Source organism: Pseudomonas sp. MEJ108 (assembly GCF_030208985.1).
In the GTDB taxonomy this organism is placed as follows: Bacteria; Pseudomonadota; Gammaproteobacteria; order Pseudomonadales; family Pseudomonadaceae; genus Aquipseudomonas; species Aquipseudomonas fragariae.
In genome coordinates, this window is sequence record NZ_JARVSW010000029.1 from 140,678 (window position 1) to 156,681 (window position 16,004).

The window sequence follows — 16,004 nt, forward strand, 5'->3', positions numbered from 1 at the left end:
GATAACCATGTGTGGAATCGTCGGCGCCGTTGCTGAACGTAATATCACGGCCATTTTGCTCGAAGGCCTCAAGCGCCTTGAATACCGCGGTTATGACAGCGCGGGCGTGGCAGTCTTCAGCAACGAAGGCACCCTTGAGCGCCGTCGTCGCTCCGGCAAGGTCAGTGAGCTGGAACAGGCACTTGCCGGCGAGCCGCTGATCGGCCGTCTGGGCATCGCCCACACGCGTTGGGCGACCCACGGCGCCCCGTGTGAGCGTAACGCCCACCCACACTTCTCGGCCGACACGCTGGCAGTTGTCCACAACGGCATCATCGAGAATCACGAAGCGCTGCGTGAACAGCTGAAAGGCCTGGGTTACGTATTCGCATCCGATACCGACACTGAAGTCATCGTCCACCTGCTGCACCACAAGCTCAAGGACACCGCCGATCTGGCGGTTGCCCTGAAAGCTGCGGTGAAAGAACTTCACGGTGCTTATGGGCTTGCGGTCATCAATGCCGCGCAGCCCGATCGCCTGCTGGCAGCCCGCAGCGGCAGCCCGCTGGTTGTCGGCATGGGCCTGGGTGAAAACTTCCTGGCCTCCGACCAACTGGCGCTGCGTCAGGTCACCGACCGTTTCATGTACCTGGAAGAGGGCGACATCGCCGAGATCCGTCGCGACAGCGTGCAGATCTGGAACGTCGACGGTGTTTCGGTCGAGCGCGAAGTGGTGCAATACCATGAAGGCGCCGAAGCCGCCGACAAGGGCGAGTACCGCCACTTCATGCTCAAGGAAATTCACGAGCAGCCCAAGGTCGTACAGCGCACCCTCGAAGGTCGTCTGGGGCAGCAGCAAGTGCTGGTCCACGCATTCGGTCCGCAGGCTGCCGAGCTGTTCGCCAAAGTACGCAACGTTCAGATCGCCGCCTGTGGCACCAGTTACCACGCCGGCATGGTCGCGCGTTACTGGCTTGAAGGCCTGGCCGGCATCCCTTGCCAGGTTGAAGTGGCCAGCGAGTTTCGCTATCGCAAGGTAGTGGTTCAGCCGGACACCCTGTTCGTCTCGATCTCGCAGTCTGGTGAAACCGCCGACACCCTGGCAGCGCTGCGCAACGCCAAGGAACTGGGCTTTCTGGCCAGCCTGGCGATCTGTAACGTGGGCATCAGCTCACTGGTGCGGGAATCCGACCTGACCCTGCTGACCCAGGCCGGTCCGGAAATCGGCGTGGCATCGACCAAAGCCTTCACCACCCAGCTGGTTGCCTTGTTGCTGCTGACCCTGTCGCTGGGTCAGGTCAAGGGTTCGCTGGAGGAGGGCGTCGAAGCGCAACTGGTCGAAGAACTGCGTCGCCTGCCAACCCGCCTCGGCGAAGCGCTGGCAATGGATGGCACGGTCGAGAAAGTCGCCGAACTGTTCGCCGAGAAGCACCACACCCTGTTCCTCGGGCGCGGCGCACAGTTCCCGGTGGCAATGGAAGGCGCACTCAAGCTCAAAGAGATCTCCTACATCCACGCCGAAGCCTACCCGGCCGGCGAACTCAAGCATGGCCCGCTGGCGCTGGTCGACGCCGACATGCCAGTCGTCACCGTCGCACCGAACAACGAACTGCTGGAGAAACTCAAATCCAACCTGCAGGAAGTGCGCGCACGCGGCGGCGAGTTGATCGTATTCGCAGACGAGCAAGCCGGCCTGAAGAACGGCGAAGGCACCCACGTCATCGCCATGCCACACATCATCGATGCCCTGGCACCGATTCTGTACACCATTCCGCTGCAGTTGCTTTCGTATTATGTGGCTGTGTTGAAGGGGACGGATGTCGATCAGCCGAGGAACTTGGCGAAGTCGGTGACGGTGGAGTGAGTTATCCACAGGGGTGAGGGCTTCAGTAAATTAGAGCAGACTCAGATTTATTCAAAATAAGTCCTAACGCGGTCACTCCTTCGTACGGAGTAACTGCGTTGTGGCGTCAAGCCTCCATGGAAGGAGACCACCCCAGTATGCGCTTGGCTTTTTCGTTGCTGACGGTCGGGCTGTCCTGAGTGATATTAAAAATACCACTTTGCTCTTTTTGCAACGCCAGCAGTACTGCACGCGCAGCGTCTTGTACGTGTACTGGGCTGGTACCGGTCGGCTCGTCAGTGCCGGTGTCGGGCCCGTACAACTGACCATAGCGCAAGACTGTGCCGTTCAATGCAGGCTCGCTGAGCACTTGCTGTTCCAGGGCCGCCACACCCTCCACGCTGATGCCACGGCTGCCTTGTGCCTCTACGTCCAGAGGGCTGGTTTCCAGATAAGGGGTGTCGCCTGGACGGTAGGCCCAGGCGATGCTTTGAGCTATCAGGCGTGTAGCGCCAGCGGCTCGAGCGGCGGCTACCAGATTACGCTTTCCTTCTGTACGGATACGTGCGTTGTTCTCGACCGCTTTGGCCATCAATTCAGGACTCAAGCCACGAGGCAGATCTGTCAGTTGATGAATAACAGCCCATGGCTGTATGCGGACCAACTCTTTGTTTAAACGCTCGGCGTCATAGACATCAACCACCACTGCCGTAGCACCTGTGGCCTCGATGTCCTTCACTTTTTCGGCGCGACGGGTAGCGCCATATACGCTGTAGTCCGCAGCCACCAAAAGCTTGAGCAGGGCTCTGCCGATTACACCGGATGCGCCGGCTACGAAAACTTTACGCGACATTGCACTCATCTCCTTGAGGGTTCATTGCAGCGGAAGCAGTGCGCCAACTCGCCTGGCACTGTGTCAATACCCTCCAATAAAAAATGTGGATTCTATTGGATAGGCCTAGGATTAGGCCCGACCTGCTAGCGCGCTTGACGATGGCTAATTATTCACTATGATTAACTTTGAATCGAGTGACAATCAGGAGTATCTCATCATGGCAACAACCGCCAAAACCCGATCTGTCACGGCTCACGTTCCTGAGCAACTGGCACAAAAAGTCGATTTGATGGCAGAGCGTCTCGAACGCTCCAAAAACTGGATCGTCAAACAGGCGCTGTCCGCTTGGATAGACCAGGAAGAGGAACGCAGTCGCCTGACCCGCGAAGCCTTGGCTGATGTTGATGCTGGCCGCATAATCGACCACCAGGCTGTGCAGGCCTGGGCTGATAGCCTTAGCACCGACACGGCGTTGCCGTTACCGCGCTGATGGAACTGAAGTGGACAAGCAAGGCGCTTTCTGACATTGCTAGGCTTTACGAGTTTCTGGCAGCGGTAAATCAGCCTGCTGCTGCACGAACCGTACAGCAGCTCACGTCAGCGCCGACTACGCTGCGGACTAACCCGCGCATCGGCGAGCGCCTTGAAGAATTTGAGCCCAGGGATGTGCGCCGGATTCAGATCGGCCATTACGAGATGCGTTACGAGATAGTGAATTCCACTGTCTATCTGCTGCGCCTGTGGCACTCCCGTGAAGATCGATAGCGTTGTGAAAGCAGCAAAACCGACCTTTGCGCCTGGTCAAGACCGGTCGAAAAGCCTCAGCGTCCGATTTTTCCGACTTCCGTAAGCTCTCCCAAAACAGACCCTACCCCCCGAAAGTCACCCTCAAGGCCTAGTTTCTTCACTACCTATTCCGGCACTTTCGAAAACTTGTAAAACAGATTCGGCTCACTGACGACGTACAGGTTGCCTGCGCGATCCATGGTCAGGCCTTCGGGTTGGGGGGCGCTGTGCTTGAGGTCGGAGAAGGTAGCCAGCAGTGATCGAATGCTGACGAATCGTCCTTTGCTGTCCAGTTCCGTGATCGAGCGCGACTGGTCGCTGAGCAGCAGTAAATGGCCAGTTCGCGGATCGTAGTAGCCGTCTGAAAGGTCGCGTGCAGCGACACTTTTCATGATCCAGTCCAGCCGGTCGGCAATTTTGATCTGCAAACGGCCTTGATCGATGGAGCGCAGGACGCCGGAAACCTCGAACATCTGGCGTGGATCGCGCTCTTTGATCGCGAACAGGCGGTCGTTGGCGGGATCGTAGGTTACGCCTTCGAATCCCTTGTTATGAATACTGGGGTTGATCAGTAGCGCAATGAACTGAGCTTCCTCGACGTGGATGGGGCGTGCCTGCGTCGGCAACGTGATGATGTCCAGTTGCTGGAGATCTTCATCGCACAGCACGATGCGACCGTTGCCCAGATAAGCCACACCCTCTGTGTCGTCGAAACCGATCAGTGGGTAGCGGTCGATTATGTCGCCGTTCACGTTCAGCGCCAGCAGTTGCATGGGGCCTTTGTTGGTCACTGCCAGCAGTCGGTCATTGTCGTAGTCGTAGGTGATCCCGGAGATATTGGCGACGTCCGGGGCAAGTGGTTTGGCGTCGATAACCACCTGGAAATCCGGCAGCCAGATATTCTTGTCGGCTGCCGTATTGCCCTTTAACCAGGTGCGACCGTACTGGTACAGCTGTTGGTGGACCTGAAAGTGTGTCGACACGGCGTAGGCCAGGATCAACAGCCCGAGGGCACCTGCACTCAGCACAAGTTGTGCGAGTGATACCTGCCTTCGAGCGACGTTCGACCACGTCAAGCGCTTTGCCTTGATCGTTTCCAGCTGCATGGCTTCAGGCACTCCCGCGTGTTGGGTGGCTGGGCGGGGGATTAATCAACATTCTGCTGCCAGGCGAAGCGATAGGCCTGCATAGGGCGTTGCGGTTTACACCGGCCATTGTCGGCATCGGCATCGACGATGAACCAGTCAGCTCTGGAGGTCTGGCCCAGCGGCCGGGCTTTTTCCGGCAAGAAGCAATTGGCCAGTTGCTCGCCTGGCACCAGCGCAAAGGTGCCGGGGTGTTCTCTTAGCCAGCGGGCGGCCTGTTCGGTTGCCGACGGCTTGGCAAAACCGAAATGCACAATGGGTTGGCGTGCATAGAGCCAGTGCCCCTCGCGCCAGTTGACCAGCACCAGATCAGCACCTTGAGTGACGTAAGCGGCCTGTTCCATCAATTCCTTGTGTGGGTTTTGGCCTTCTATGACGGGTTCGACGAACCCTCTGGCGAACCACAGACCGAGCCAGATAACCACCACCACCGGGACGATTCGCCGAGCCCGTATGCGGTCATGGAACCAGCGTTTCAATAACCAGGGCAGCAAGGGGGCGGCTATCAGTACCAGGCCGGGCAGCGCCGGAAAGATGTAGATTTTGCGTTTGCCACTGGAGAGGCTGAAGAACAGCAGCACCAGCAACACCCACCCGAGCAGTACCAACACCCGGCCATCGTGCTTGCTCAACTGTCGGCGCCAGGCCGGGATCAGCCAGGGCAGCGCCAGCACCAGCGGCAGCCAATACTGCGGGATGACTTTGACGAAGAAATACCAGAAGGGCTCGCGATGGTCCCAGGCGCTGGCGTAGCGATTGGCGGTCTGGTGCAAGAGTATTTCCTGCACGTAGGCGAAGCCTTCCGGGCCGCCGTCACGCACGACCGAGATAATCATAGGCACCAGCCACAGGCAGCAGGCCAGCAATAACACCAGCAGACCCAGCGCCCAGCGCGCGGCCTGTCCAGGCATGGCCACGACACCGTGCCAACCTTTGTGCGCGGCATAGGCGTAAGGGATCAACATCAACGCGGGAACAAAACCGACGCCCTTGGTGATAATGCCCAGGCCCATCGCCGCACAGCTGAAATAGAACCAGCCCCAGGCTGGCCCGAGCAACACGTGGCGAACCAGGCCGTAGAAGCCCAGCGCAATCCACAGGCACAGAAAACTGTCGATCTGCCCGGTGCGCAGGATGCTGTAGGTCTGATAGGTGGCCAGGAACAGCAAGGCGGCGTACCGACCGATGCGTCGGTTCCACAGGCGGGTGCCCAGATCGTAGAGGACTGCGGTGGTCGCGCCTGCAGAGAGCAGCCCGGGCAGGTACAGCGCGATGTTCGGGCTGCCCGTCAGCCAAATGAAGAATGCCGTCGCCCACATGAACAGCGGCGGTTTGTCGGCATAGATCTGCGCGGCCCGGTGCGGGACGAACCATGAGCCGTTCTGTAGCATTTCCAGGGCAACGCCGAGAAAACGCTCTTCGTCCACGTTCTGCGGCAGACGCAAGCCCAGGCCGCCCCCGACCAGTAAAACGGCCAGCGCGACCAGCAGCCAGCCCTCGAGGCGAGGCGAAAGGTGAGTTCGCACCGTCATTGCTCCTCAGGTGTCTTGGCCTGTCGACTGATCAGCTGCAGGTTGCGCATGTACACCAGCAGGCCAAAGGCCTGGCCGGCGATGAAGACCGGGTCCTGTCGATAAATGGCGTAGGCCAGCAGGATCGTGCTGCCCAGCATGCTCAGGTACCAGAAGCCTACCGGGATGATGCTGCGCTTCTTGAATTCGCTGTACAGCCATTGCAGGACAAAGCGGCCGGTAAAAACCGCCTGCCCGACAAAGCCGAGGATCAGCCAGAAAGTCTCGTTGTCCGGCTTCATGGCCGCAGTTCCTGTGCCTGAACATCCAGGCGAGTCCGACGGATCAGCCACCAGACGCCGACCAGATCAAGAATGCCTACCAGCGCGCGGTCCAGGTTGCCGTACTTGGACACGCCAGCCTGGCGATGACGGTGGTTGACGGGGTGCGTAACCATACGGCCGTTATGTCGCTGAATCAGCGCTGGAATGAACCGGTGCATATGGTCGAAGTACGGCAGGCGCAGAAACGCGGCTCGCTCGATCAGTTTCAGGCCGCACCCGGTGTCTGGAGTCGCGTCCTTGAGAAGCCGGCTGCGCAGGCCGTTTGCAAAGCGCGAGGCCCAGCGTTTGCTGGCGGTATCGCGCCGATTCACCCGGTGACCGGCCACCAGCTGTATCGCCTCCGAGCCCGTTGCGTGAGCGCGTACCAGCGCCAACATCCCCGGAATGTCCGCAGGGTCGTTCTGACCGTCACCGTCCAGGGTTGCCAGCCAGGTGCCGTTGGCTGCCAGTGCTGCGTGATAGACCGAGGTGCTCTGCCCGAGTGATCGCTCGTGGCGCAGGATCCGCAACATGGTCAGCCCGCTGTCCTTGAGGTGCGTCAGCACTTTCAAGGTGTCGTCTGTGCTGCCGTCGTCAACGACCAGTATCTCGTAGCGTTCCCCGTCCAGCGCTGTGCAAATTTCTTTTATCAGGCTGGGCAGGTTATCGGCTTCGTTTTTGGCCGGGATCACGACGGAGAGAAAAGTGGGCGTGGTCATGGAAGTCCTTGTTATTGAAGTGGCTCGCAGATCCGGGCCTGATAGTGCTCCCGATACCAGTCGACGAAGGCCCTGACGCCGGTGTCGACCGAGACCTGTGGTTGAAAGTCGATCCATTGGCTCAGCGCACTGACGTCAGCCCAGGTTTGCAGCACGTCGCCCGCCTGCAAGGGCAGGTAGCGCCTTTCCGCGCGCAGGCCTAGCGCGGCCTCCAGGCAATCGACGAACTCCAGCAGCTTGACGGGCTGACCCCGGCCGATGTTGAAGAGTCGATGGGGCGGCTCGCTGCCAACCGCATCGGGCGGCAGCAGACGCAGGCGCAGGATGCTTTCGACAATGTCGTCGATGTAGGTGAAGTCCCGCGCCATTTCGCCGTGGTTGTAGATATCCACAGGCTGGCCGGCCAGCATGGCTTTGGTGAATTTGAACAGCGCCATGTCTGGCCGACCCCAGGGGCCGTAGACAGTGAAAAAGCGCAGTCCTGTGGCGCGCAGGCCGTACAAGTGGCAATAGCTGTAGGCGGTGAGTTCGTTGGCGCGCTTGGTGGCGGCATACAGGGACAGCGGCCGGTCGACGGCATCCTCGACCTGAAACGGCATGCGCGTATTGGCACCGTACACCGAGCTGCTGGACGCGTAGATCAGGTGCGCAGGTCGATACTGCCGACAGGCCTCGAGCACGTTGATAAAGCCGACCAGATTGGATTGGGCGTAAACATTCGGTTGTTCAAGCGAATAACGCACACCGGCCTGAGCCGCCAGATGAATGACCTGTTCGAAGCCATTTTGCGAGAAGAGCGCGGACAGCCCTTCGGCATCGGTGATGTCCAGCCTGTGGAACGTGAAACCTGGCAGGCGCTGGAGTAGGGCCAGGCGCGATTGTTTGAGCTCGACGCTGTAGTAATCGTTGAGGTTGTCGATGCCGACGACCTCCACACCGAGCTCGCACAGACGCTTGGCGACATGAAACCCGATGAACCCTGCAGCACCTGTCACCAGTACCGTCATGCCGGCGTCGCCTGGCCACGACCAATGCCGTAGTAGGTAAAGCCCGCCTCACGCAGCTGTAACGGGTCGAACAGGTTGCGGCCATCGAACACCACGCGATCACCGAGCTTTTCGCCGAGCGCGTCCAGATCCAGCACCCGGTAGTCCTGCCATTCGGTCACCACCACCAGAGCGTCTGCGCCTTCCAGTGCATCTTGCTTGCACTGCACCAGTTGCAGGTCGTTTCGCTCGCCGTAATGATGCCTGACCGCTTCTATTGCTTGAGGGTCGTGCGCTTGAACCCTGGCACCGGCTGCCCAGAGTGCTTTGAGCAGGGTATGGCTGGTTGCTTCGCGAATGTCATCGGTATTGGGCTTGAAGGCCAGTCCCCAGACAGCGAAAACCTTGCCCCTCAGATCACCGTGATAATGCGTGTGGATATTTTCGAACAGGCGGTGCTTCTGGCGGCGATTGACCTGTTCCACGGCGTTGAGCAACGCCGTCTCCACGCCGTGCTCGCTGGCCGTGCCGATCAGCGCCTGCAAGTCCTTGGGAAAGCATGAGCCACCGAAGCCGCAGCCCGGGTAAATGAAGTCATAACCGATACGAGGGTCGGAGCCGATGCCAAGCCGGACCTGTTCTATGTCAGCACCCACCTGTTCAGCCAGGTTGGCGATCTCGTTGATGAACGAAATCTTGGTCGCCAGCAGGCAGTTGGCAGCGTATTTGGACAGCTCTGCGCTGCGCGCATCCATGACCACAAACTTCTCGCGGTTGCGACTGAAGGGCTGATACAACTCGCGCATCTGCTCCAGCGCTCGCGGACTGGCCCCGCCGACAATAATGCGATCCGGACGCAGGCAATCACTGACTGCGCAGCCTTCCTTGAAAAACTCGGGGTTGCTGATCACTTCAAAGCCGTCATCGCATCGCGCACTGGCAGCTATCTCAGCGAGCAGGCGGTCAACGGTGCCCACTGGCGAGGTCGACTTGTTGACAATGATCGGGGCACTTTCGGCGTGTCTGATCACGCAGCGCAGTACGGCAAGCACCTGGCTCAGGTCCGCCTTGCCGTCGGCTTGCGCTGGCGTACCGACGGCGATGAAGACCAACTCTGCAAAGCGACTGGCGTGTACCTCATCGGTCGTGAAACTCAGTCTTTTGCAGTCCAGGCCGTTGCGCAGAAGTTCGCCAAGACCGGGTTCGAATATCGGACATATGCCTTCGCGAAGCGCATCAATGCGCTTGCTGTCGACATCCATGCAACAGACGGTATGGCCTACTTCAGCCAGACAGGCGGCAAGAGTAAGCCCCACATAACCGGTTCCGAACACTGTCACTTTCAAGTGCCGCTCCTTCCGCCTCATGACATGAATGGATGAGCCGGTTTATTCTCAGGCGCCTCGGCAGCCTGAAATAACCAGCGCAAAATAAATGTCATAAAGGTGTTAAGGAACGATGACACGAGTTTGTCATGTAGTCGGAAGGGCCGCGGGCAGTCCTGTTTGCCCACGGCAAACACCTTGCCGATTACTGACCGCGCTTCATCATGAAAATGAAAAACAGCCCTCCCAACAAGGCGGTCGTAATGCCTATCGGCAGGTCTTCGGGGGCGATCAGCGTGCGGGAGATGACGTCGACCCAGACCATCAACAATGCGCCCAGAAGGGTGGCGACAGGCAACAGTCGTCGATGCTCCGAGCCCACCAGACGTCTGGCCATGTGCGGCACCATCAGGCCGACAAAACCGATGGAGCCGCACAGGGCGACCAGTACGCCGGTCATCAGTGAGGCGATCAGAAAAACCAGCAGGCGCATATTGCGCACTTGCAGGCCAAGGCTCACGGCGGTCTGGTCGCCGCCCATCAGCGCGTTCAGTGAACGACCCAGCCCTTGCAGCAGGATCCAACCGCATAGCACCGTGATAAACGGCACCGCAAGCAATTCCCAGCGGGCCAGACCCAGCCCGCCCAGCATCCAGAACAGCACCGAGGAACTGGCGCGGTGGTCGCCCAGAAACAACGACAGGTTGGCGATTGCCATCATCACGAAGGACACGGCCACACCGCCGAGCAGCAGGCGCTGGCTGTCCAGCCGGCCTTGGTGACTGGCCAGCCACAGCACCAGGCACAGGCTGACCAGCGAGCCGACAAAGGCGGCCAGTGGCAATGTCAGCATGCCAAACACTTCCCCCACATGCATGACCACGATCACGGCGCCAAGCGTGGCGCCCGAGGTCGCCCCCAGCAAATGCGGATCGGCCAGCGGATTACGGGTCGCGGCTTGCAGAACGCTGCCGATCAACGCCAGCCCTGCGCCTGCCAGCGCGCCCAGCAAGACGCGGGGCGTACGTATCAGCCAGACGATGGTTTCCTGTCCCGTTGTCCAGAGCGGTGGGTGTTCGGCAGTACCGGAGAGTTTGAACATCAGGATAGCCATCACCCGGCTCAAGGGCACAGGGGCCGCGCCGAAGGTGATGCACACCAGGCACGACGTCAGCAGCAAAAGCGTCAGAGCGATCAACAGGCCCAGGTAACGGCGCGGCCGTTCGGTCAGCCACTGCGCCAGCGTCATCGCTTCACATCATGAAATGCCGCTGCAAGCGTTTCGATGGCCGTGACATTGTCGATGCCGGGCGTCACCGCCACATAGGGCAGCACGACATAACGCCGGTTGCGGATCGCGTCCACGGAGTGCAGTGCCGGATTGCTTTCAAGAAAGTGCTGTTTCTGCGCAGCGCTGACTTCACCGTAGTCGACGATGACGATCACCTCGGGATTGCTTTGCACGACCGACTCCCAGTTGACGTGGGTCCAGCTGGCTGCGACGTCGCCCATGACATTGCGGCCGCCTGCAGCGCTGATCAGCGCCTGGGGAATGGCCAGGCGCCCGGCGGTCATCGGCCGGTCTTCGCCGCTGTCGTACAGAAACACCCTGGGCGGCGATTTGCCCGCCACGCTTTTCTCGACGTCGCTCACGCTGCGGCGCATCTGCGCAACCAGCGTTTCGGCCCGGCTCTGCACATCGAATATCCGGCCCAGATTGAGCAGGTCGTTATAGACATCCTCCAGCGTCGCCTCGGCGCGGGGCATTATCTGGGCGCAGGACTCGGTCAGTTCATAGGCCTGAATGCCCAGCGGGGCCAGACTTTGCGGCGTGACATCGCCACCCACGCGCATGCCATAGTTCCAGCCGGCAAAATAGAAGTCGGCGTTGGCATTGAGCAGCGTTTCCAGAGACGGGTATTTACTGGACAGCTCGGGCAGCGTGCCCAGGTCGCGCAATAGCGCCTGATCGGGTTTGTTCCAGCCGGTGATGCCACTGTAGCCGACCATGTGCGATTGCAAACCCAGAGCAACCATCATTTTGGTGAGGTTCACATCGTTGCTGACCGCGCGCTGCGGCGCAGCCGTGAACGTCACCGAACGGTCACAGCTTTGCACGGTGACAGGGTAGGCGGCATGCGCCATCGGGCTGCATAGCAACGCGGCCAAAGCCAGGCGGGCGGACAGGCTGTTCATGTCAGGGTATCCAGGTGATGCGTGGGTAGTCACGCAGAGGGTGGCTGTCGACCAGCGCCTTGGCGCCGAACACACTGAGCAGCATTTCCGGGGTCAGCACCTCCCGGGGCGTGCCTTGCGCAATGAGCCGGCCGTGATGAATGACACACAGGCGATCACAGAATGCCGCCGCCAGGTTCAGGTCATGGATACTGGCCAGCGTGGCCGTGCCGAGCTGTTTGACCAGCCCGAGCAATTCCAGTTGATGGCGCGGGTCGAGGTGGTTGGTGGGTTCGTCCAGCACCATCAGTCGGGGTTCTTGCACCAGCGCCCGCGCCAGCAGACAACGCTGCTTCTCGCCGCCGGAAAGCGTGTCGAACCGATGCTGCTCATAGCCCGCCAGCCCGACGGCGTTCAGCGCGTTTTGTACAATTGTGCGGTCGTGGTCACTGTCTGCGGCAAAGAATCCCTGGTGAGGGGCACGCCCCATGTTTGCCACATCCAGCAGCGTCAGGCCGAATGCATCGGGAAACTCCTGGGCAACCACTGCCACGTGCCGGGCGCACCAGCGCGAGCTGCAGGACCAGATATCGCGGGCATTGATGGCGACCTTGCCGCTGTGCGGGCGGCTGTAGCGGAATGCGCAACGCAGCAGGCTGGTCTTGCCGCTGCCATTGGGCCCGATCAGGCCGACGAACTCGCCTGCGGCGATCTGCAGGTCGATATCCTTCAAGGCAAAATGTTGGTGCGTGCAGACTGACGTCTGTTCCGGTGCCCACGCGAGGCGTTCCAGCGCCAGCATCAAACACGCGGGTCCACAGCGACGTGCCGCGAGTGCGGCTCACTGGGTATCCATTGCTGAGTATGCTGACCTGCCTGCAAGGCGTGCTTGGTGGTGACTGGAAAGGATTGGGGAACAGGGTTGATCATGGCGGCGGAAGATCGCTTGGGAAGGCTGCATTAAGAATCTTCAAGCGTTATAACATAACATTTGAGGCGCAGCACACCCGCGTATCAATATTCGATTGCCCCGCTTTATTGACCCACCTTTGCAGAGCAACGTGTGACCTGAGCGATTCAATAAATCGCCCAGCAGCCCGGCGTCAGGAGTTCGACGAGATTTTCATCGGGGTCGCGGAAATAGACGCTCGATCCGCCTTTGGGCCATTCGGTGCGGCCTTCGATGGCGACGCTGGCCCTGGCAAGGCGATCCGCCCAGGCTTGCATCTCGTCGGCATTGATGGCGAAGCACACATGAATCCGGCCGTGTGCATCGTGGGGTGGTATCTCTCCGCCGCTCAGGTACTGCGTCTGCAACGAAGCGCCGCGCTTGAACAACAGCAGGGTGCTCACACCGCCGACGTTGAAAGCCACCAATGTCGCGCTTTCGAACATCACTTCCAGTTCAAGGGTGTCGGAATAGAACTCCCTGGCGTTCGCCAGATCGTCTACGTAGAGGGCTGTTTCGATGATCCTGTTAAGGCGTGGCATGTGTCGTCATCCTTTTCGGTGTGCGACGAGCCTGCATCGATCAACAGCAGGGTGTTGATCGATGGCTCGTGGCAAGTTTCACCGGGATGCGGTCAGGCTGACCAATGCTTGGTTCTTATGCGCGTTATAAGCATGAACTATTGAAGATATTTCGGTGGGTCATGCGGGGCGTCGGGTGACCACCAGCTCCACTGCTGCAATACGGTCCACGTCTTCGTAACCCTCTTCAAGCAGCTCTTCGCCAAACACATCCGGGTCCAGTTCGCGGTAGGTCCATGTCAGTGCCGCATGGTCGATATCGGCCTGCACCGCCTCGAAGAACGGATCGTGCTCGCCCACCATGGCCACGCCGGTGTAAAGCACCAGCGAGCCGCCAGGAGTCAGGCGGTCCAGTGACTCGCGCAGGATGCGCACAGACAGGTCTGCGCCCAGTGCATCACCTCCGTGGCGGTAGGCGCGGCGCTGGGTGTCTTTCATGTAGGGCGGGTTGGCGACGATCAGGTCGAAATTTCCGCTCAGGCCCGAGAGAATATCGCTGTGGCAGCACTCCATATTCTTCAGCCCGGCGACTGCCGCATTGGTCTGTGCGAAATGCAGCGCCTTGGGGTTGATGTCGACGGCGTGGACCTGTGCCTGCGGACGGGCGACCGCGATCAACATGGCGCCGGCACCCGTGCCACAGCCGATGTCGACGGCGCGGTTGACCGGATGCGACGTACCTTGCAGATGGCGATTGATGGACTGCGCGAAGCGGTAGGTATCCGGACCGAAAAACACCGAGTCTTCATCTGAGGTAGGAAACGCCGAATGCACCAGCAGCAGATCATCCAGGCTGGAAAATCTCACCCGGCTTTTCAAGCCGTCTTCCTTACGTTCCAGAATACCGGCAGCCAGCAACCCTTGAGCCTCCTCGACCGGCAGCATGGACTCCGGTATCAGCCGACTCCAGCCGAACACATCGCGCAGTGACGCGGCAGTACGATTTTCCGGGCGCTGATTGACGTGTTGATGAGTCAGGGGCGTGGGCGTGATGAAGCGATAGCCGCTGTTTTCAAGACGCTGCGCCAGGGCAATCAGCGCGGCGCTGTCGGGGAGGGGATGACTCATGCGTGGGCTCCTGTCATGCGCTCGGCCATGCTGTTCACAAACAGACGCGTCGCGTGCAGGCCGGCGGCGGTCGCGTGTCTTGCCGGCGACATGCTTTCGATCAACGTGGACATCTTCTCCGAGGCGGGCGCAGATTCCAGTTTCATGTGCAGTTCGCGCACGTCCGGATCAGCGTCTGCCGAGGCAGGCACTGCAAGCGCGGGGGAGGGCTGAGCGCCATCTTGCAGGCTGCGGAAGCGCGAGCGAAAGGCTTCCGGAAGCCGTTTGCCAACCGTGGGCTGAGCGCTGCCATCCGACAGCCACTCACCGGCGATCCAGTCGTGCACGAGTTGCTTTTCATAACCGTTGAAGACGCCGAACATCGGTGCGCCGGCGCCCTCGAACAGCTTCCAGAAGCGGCTGTGCAGAGGGTCTTCGTGACGCTTGATCCAGCCTCTGTTCTCCAGTACAGCAAGAAATTCCGGGATCTGATCGGGCTCGGCGAGCCATTCGTTGACAGTCTTGCCATCGAGACGGCAGTAGTCGGAATGCATGTGCTGACCGAACGTGCGCTTGCGCTCGAGCATGGCGATCACTTCCTGCTCCAGGTCGAACGACTGGATCACCTGAGTTGAACCCATGCCCAGCTCATTGAGCCGGTAACCACTGGCGACACGACGGTAAAACTCGTCGCGCTCCTGGCCAACAGGCATCAACTCAAGGACGCTCTGCGCAGCCTTGCGCGCATGACCGGTGCTGGCGTTATCGATCGTCACATGCAGGGTGAAGTAGTAAGGGTCTATGCCCAGTTCATTCAGCTCGAACGATGTGATGAGCAAGTGCAGCGGCAGCTGTTCATAGCCCAGGTTGTAACCAATGACCTCGGGAAGGTACTGCTCGCTCAGTTGCCCCAGTGACAGCTGAATCGCACCCTGCAGGTAAGCGTCGTCTGCCAGTGGCGCGTTGGTATCGCAGTCCAGATCCGCCAGCAGTTTCCGGTACAGCGAGACATGATTCTGCGCCTGTTCGCCGTCACCGAGCTCTTCAAGATACGTACGAATCAGGCCGTGGAAGCGGTAGTCTGCCCAGCGCGGCAGCAATCCGTATAGCCAGGCGCCGTCGACCATTTTGGTCGGTGCGACCTGCTGAATGAAATACATCGCGTGCGCTTTGTTCTTGAAAAACCGTCTCGGTTTTCCAGCGCGGCGTTGCTCGAGATAGAGCGCATATTGATCAGCCACGACCCCTACGTTCTGCTCCATCCACTGTTCAAGCGCTTCAGGCTGGGCCGGAAGGTCGCAGTGTTCCCGCTCGGCCAAGACCAGGCAGTGATTCAGAAACATGACCGCATCGTGTTGATGTTCGGGAGCACGTTCATTCATCCATGATTGATAGACGGTTTTTGAACGGGCTTCTTCAACGACGGTTTTGACGACGGCATCGCCGGTCATCACTTGAAGAGACGTCATGAAAATCGTACCTCGGCAGTTGAACATCGCGTTGACGCAGTCATTCGGGACTTTCTGTTTTTCTATGCAGCGTAGATAAGTGAGTGTCTCGGTACAGGGAAATTCAGCGTAATTTTCCGGGTACCGATAGGTGGCAATGGTGCTTATTCCAGAGGGTGATGATTGCGCGGAAAAAATGCATTGCCGGTTCGGGTTTACATCAGCATCAGGTGAGCGTGGTACCGGCGTATGCCGCGTCCGGTCAAAAAGGCTGAACGCAGGTATTTGAAGCAGGTCGTAACGTTCATGTCGTCGATAACGATGACGTATTCAGCCCATAAAAGGATGACCG

At 59.6% G+C, this 16,004-nt stretch carries 16 protein-coding genes; 3 read left to right on the top strand and 13 right to left on the bottom strand.

Features of this window, described 5'->3' with window-relative positions; translation table 11 throughout:
• The first annotated feature begins 7 nt into the window (after positions 1–7).
• Positions 8–1,843 (top strand): glutamine--fructose-6-phosphate transaminase (isomerizing), encoded by a 1,836-nt coding sequence (glmS, locus tag QRN50_RS15345; RefSeq protein WP_096126718.1) that lies wholly within the window; start codon positions 8–10, stop codon positions 1,841–1,843.
• A gap of 106 nt (positions 1,844–1,949) precedes the next feature.
• Here glmS and QRN50_RS15350 read toward each other — a convergent pair whose 3' ends face one another.
• Complete coding sequence (locus tag QRN50_RS15350; RefSeq protein WP_060409246.1) at positions 1,950–2,675, bottom strand: NAD-dependent epimerase/dehydratase family protein; 726 nt, start codon at positions 2,673–2,675, stop codon at positions 1,950–1,952.
• A 199-nt stretch (positions 2,676–2,874) separates the two neighbouring features.
• Between QRN50_RS15350 and QRN50_RS15355 the strand changes: the two genes are divergently transcribed.
• Together QRN50_RS15355 and QRN50_RS15360 are read left to right on the top strand one after the other, a co-directional pair.
• The gene (locus QRN50_RS15355; RefSeq protein ID WP_003401400.1) at positions 2,875–3,147 is read left to right on the top strand and encodes a CopG family ribbon-helix-helix protein; all 273 of its coding nucleotides are present in this window, start codon (positions 2,875–2,877) and stop codon (positions 3,145–3,147) included.
• Positions 3,147–3,422, top strand: a complete 276-nt coding sequence (locus tag QRN50_RS15360) for a type II toxin-antitoxin system RelE/ParE family toxin (protein WP_003401398.1) — start codon at positions 3,147–3,149, stop codon at positions 3,420–3,422. Before QRN50_RS15355 ends, QRN50_RS15360 begins: the two co-directional genes overlap by 1 nt.
• A 146-nt stretch (positions 3,423–3,568) precedes the next feature.
• Here QRN50_RS15360 and QRN50_RS15365 read toward each other — a convergent pair whose 3' ends face one another.
• The 12 genes from QRN50_RS15365 to QRN50_RS15420 form a co-directional block, all read right to left on the bottom strand.
• Entirely contained in the window at positions 3,569–4,549 is a 981-nt protein-coding gene (locus QRN50_RS15365; protein WP_096126717.1) for an SdiA-regulated domain-containing protein, read from the bottom strand.
• Positions 4,550–4,590: 41 nt separating this feature from the next.
• Complete coding sequence (locus QRN50_RS15370) at positions 4,591–6,120, bottom strand: ArnT family glycosyltransferase (RefSeq protein ID WP_096126716.1); 1,530 nt, start codon at positions 6,118–6,120, stop codon at positions 4,591–4,593.
• Entirely contained in the window at positions 6,117–6,401 is a 285-nt protein-coding gene (locus QRN50_RS15375; RefSeq protein WP_003367870.1) for a lipid-A-disaccharide synthase N-terminal domain-containing protein, read from the bottom strand. The genes QRN50_RS15370 and QRN50_RS15375 overlap by 4 nt, the downstream gene beginning before the upstream one ends.
• Positions 6,398–7,141, bottom strand: a complete 744-nt coding sequence (locus QRN50_RS15380) for a glycosyltransferase family 2 protein (protein ID WP_024640371.1) — start codon at positions 7,139–7,141, stop codon at positions 6,398–6,400. Before QRN50_RS15380 ends, QRN50_RS15375 begins: the two co-directional genes overlap by 4 nt.
• 11 nt (positions 7,142–7,152) lie before the next feature.
• Entirely contained in the window at positions 7,153–8,148 is a 996-nt protein-coding gene (locus tag QRN50_RS15385) for an NAD-dependent epimerase (protein ID WP_003401393.1), read from the bottom strand.
• Positions 8,145–9,473 (bottom strand): UDP-glucose dehydrogenase family protein, encoded by a 1,329-nt coding sequence (locus QRN50_RS15390; protein WP_024651902.1) that lies wholly within the window; start codon positions 9,471–9,473, stop codon positions 8,145–8,147. The genes QRN50_RS15385 and QRN50_RS15390 overlap by 4 nt, the downstream gene beginning before the upstream one ends.
• A gap of 184 nt (positions 9,474–9,657) precedes the next feature.
• Positions 9,658–10,701 carry a FecCD family ABC transporter permease gene (locus QRN50_RS15395; protein ID WP_054092694.1) on the bottom strand — a complete coding sequence of 348 codons (1,044 nt, stop codon included), beginning with the start codon at positions 10,699–10,701 and terminating at the stop codon, positions 9,658–9,660.
• Positions 10,698–11,648, bottom strand: a complete 951-nt coding sequence (locus QRN50_RS15400; RefSeq protein ID WP_060409242.1) for an ABC transporter substrate-binding protein — start codon at positions 11,646–11,648, stop codon at positions 10,698–10,700. The genes QRN50_RS15395 and QRN50_RS15400 overlap by 4 nt, the downstream gene beginning before the upstream one ends.
• A gap of 1 nt (position 11,649) precedes the next feature.
• On the bottom strand, positions 11,650–12,429 hold the full coding sequence (locus QRN50_RS15405) for an ABC transporter ATP-binding protein (RefSeq protein ID WP_060409241.1): 780 nt from the start codon (positions 12,427–12,429) through the stop codon (positions 11,650–11,652).
• Positions 12,430–12,704: 275 nt separating this feature from the next.
• Positions 12,705–13,118, bottom strand: a complete 414-nt coding sequence (locus QRN50_RS15410; protein WP_024651901.1) for a VOC family protein — start codon at positions 13,116–13,118, stop codon at positions 12,705–12,707.
• 159 nt (positions 13,119–13,277) lie between these two features.
• The gene (locus QRN50_RS15415) at positions 13,278–14,225 is read right to left on the bottom strand and encodes a methyltransferase (protein ID WP_024640374.1); all 948 of its coding nucleotides are present in this window, start codon (positions 14,223–14,225) and stop codon (positions 13,278–13,280) included.
• Positions 14,222–15,673 carry an iron-containing redox enzyme family protein gene (locus QRN50_RS15420; protein ID WP_057457340.1) on the bottom strand — a complete coding sequence of 484 codons (1,452 nt, stop codon included), beginning with the start codon at positions 15,671–15,673 and terminating at the stop codon, positions 14,222–14,224. Before QRN50_RS15420 ends, QRN50_RS15415 begins: the two co-directional genes overlap by 4 nt.
• Positions 15,674–16,004 lie beyond the last annotated feature (331 nt).

What these genes read in the sequence shown, in the direction of transcription:
- QRN50_RS15380 (WP_024640371.1), bottom strand. Translation starts at nt 7,141, where the DNA reads ATGACCACGCCCACTTTTCTCTCCGTCGTGATCCCGGCCAAAAACGAA.
- QRN50_RS15350 (WP_060409246.1), bottom strand. Translation starts at nt 2,675, where the DNA reads ATGTCGCGTAAAGTTTTCGTAGCCGGCGCATCCGGTGTAATCGGCAGA.
- QRN50_RS15395 (WP_054092694.1), bottom strand. Translation starts at nt 10,701, where the DNA reads ATGACGCTGGCGCAGTGGCTGACCGAACGGCCGCGCCGTTACCTGGGC.
- QRN50_RS15410 (WP_024651901.1), bottom strand. Translation starts at nt 13,118, where the DNA reads ATGCCACGCCTTAACAGGATCATCGAAACAGCCCTCTACGTAGACGAT.
- QRN50_RS15375 (WP_003367870.1), bottom strand. Translation starts at nt 6,401, where the DNA reads ATGAAGCCGGACAACGAGACTTTCTGGCTGATCCTCGGCTTTGTCGGG.
- QRN50_RS15400 (WP_060409242.1), bottom strand. Translation starts at nt 11,648, where the DNA reads ATGAACAGCCTGTCCGCCCGCCTGGCTTTGGCCGCGTTGCTATGCAGC.
- QRN50_RS15355 (WP_003401400.1), top strand. Translation starts at nt 2,875, where the DNA reads ATGGCAACAACCGCCAAAACCCGATCTGTCACGGCTCACGTTCCTGAG.
- glmS (WP_096126718.1), top strand. Translation starts at nt 8, where the DNA reads ATGTGTGGAATCGTCGGCGCCGTTGCTGAACGTAATATCACGGCCATT.
- QRN50_RS15420 (WP_057457340.1), bottom strand. Translation starts at nt 15,673, where the DNA reads ATGACGTCTCTTCAAGTGATGACCGGCGATGCCGTCGTCAAAACCGTC.
- QRN50_RS15360 (WP_003401398.1), top strand. Translation starts at nt 3,147, where the DNA reads ATGGAACTGAAGTGGACAAGCAAGGCGCTTTCTGACATTGCTAGGCTT.
- QRN50_RS15385 (WP_003401393.1), bottom strand. Translation starts at nt 8,148, where the DNA reads ATGACGGTACTGGTGACAGGTGCTGCAGGGTTCATCGGGTTTCATGTC.
- QRN50_RS15365 (WP_096126717.1), bottom strand. Translation starts at nt 4,549, where the DNA reads ATGCAGCTGGAAACGATCAAGGCAAAGCGCTTGACGTGGTCGAACGTC.
- QRN50_RS15415 (WP_024640374.1), bottom strand. Translation starts at nt 14,225, where the DNA reads ATGAGTCATCCCCTCCCCGACAGCGCCGCGCTGATTGCCCTGGCGCAG.
- QRN50_RS15405 (WP_060409241.1), bottom strand. Translation starts at nt 12,429, where the DNA reads ATGCTGGCGCTGGAACGCCTCGCGTGGGCACCGGAACAGACGTCAGTC.
- QRN50_RS15370 (WP_096126716.1), bottom strand. Translation starts at nt 6,120, where the DNA reads ATGACGGTGCGAACTCACCTTTCGCCTCGCCTCGAGGGCTGGCTGCTG.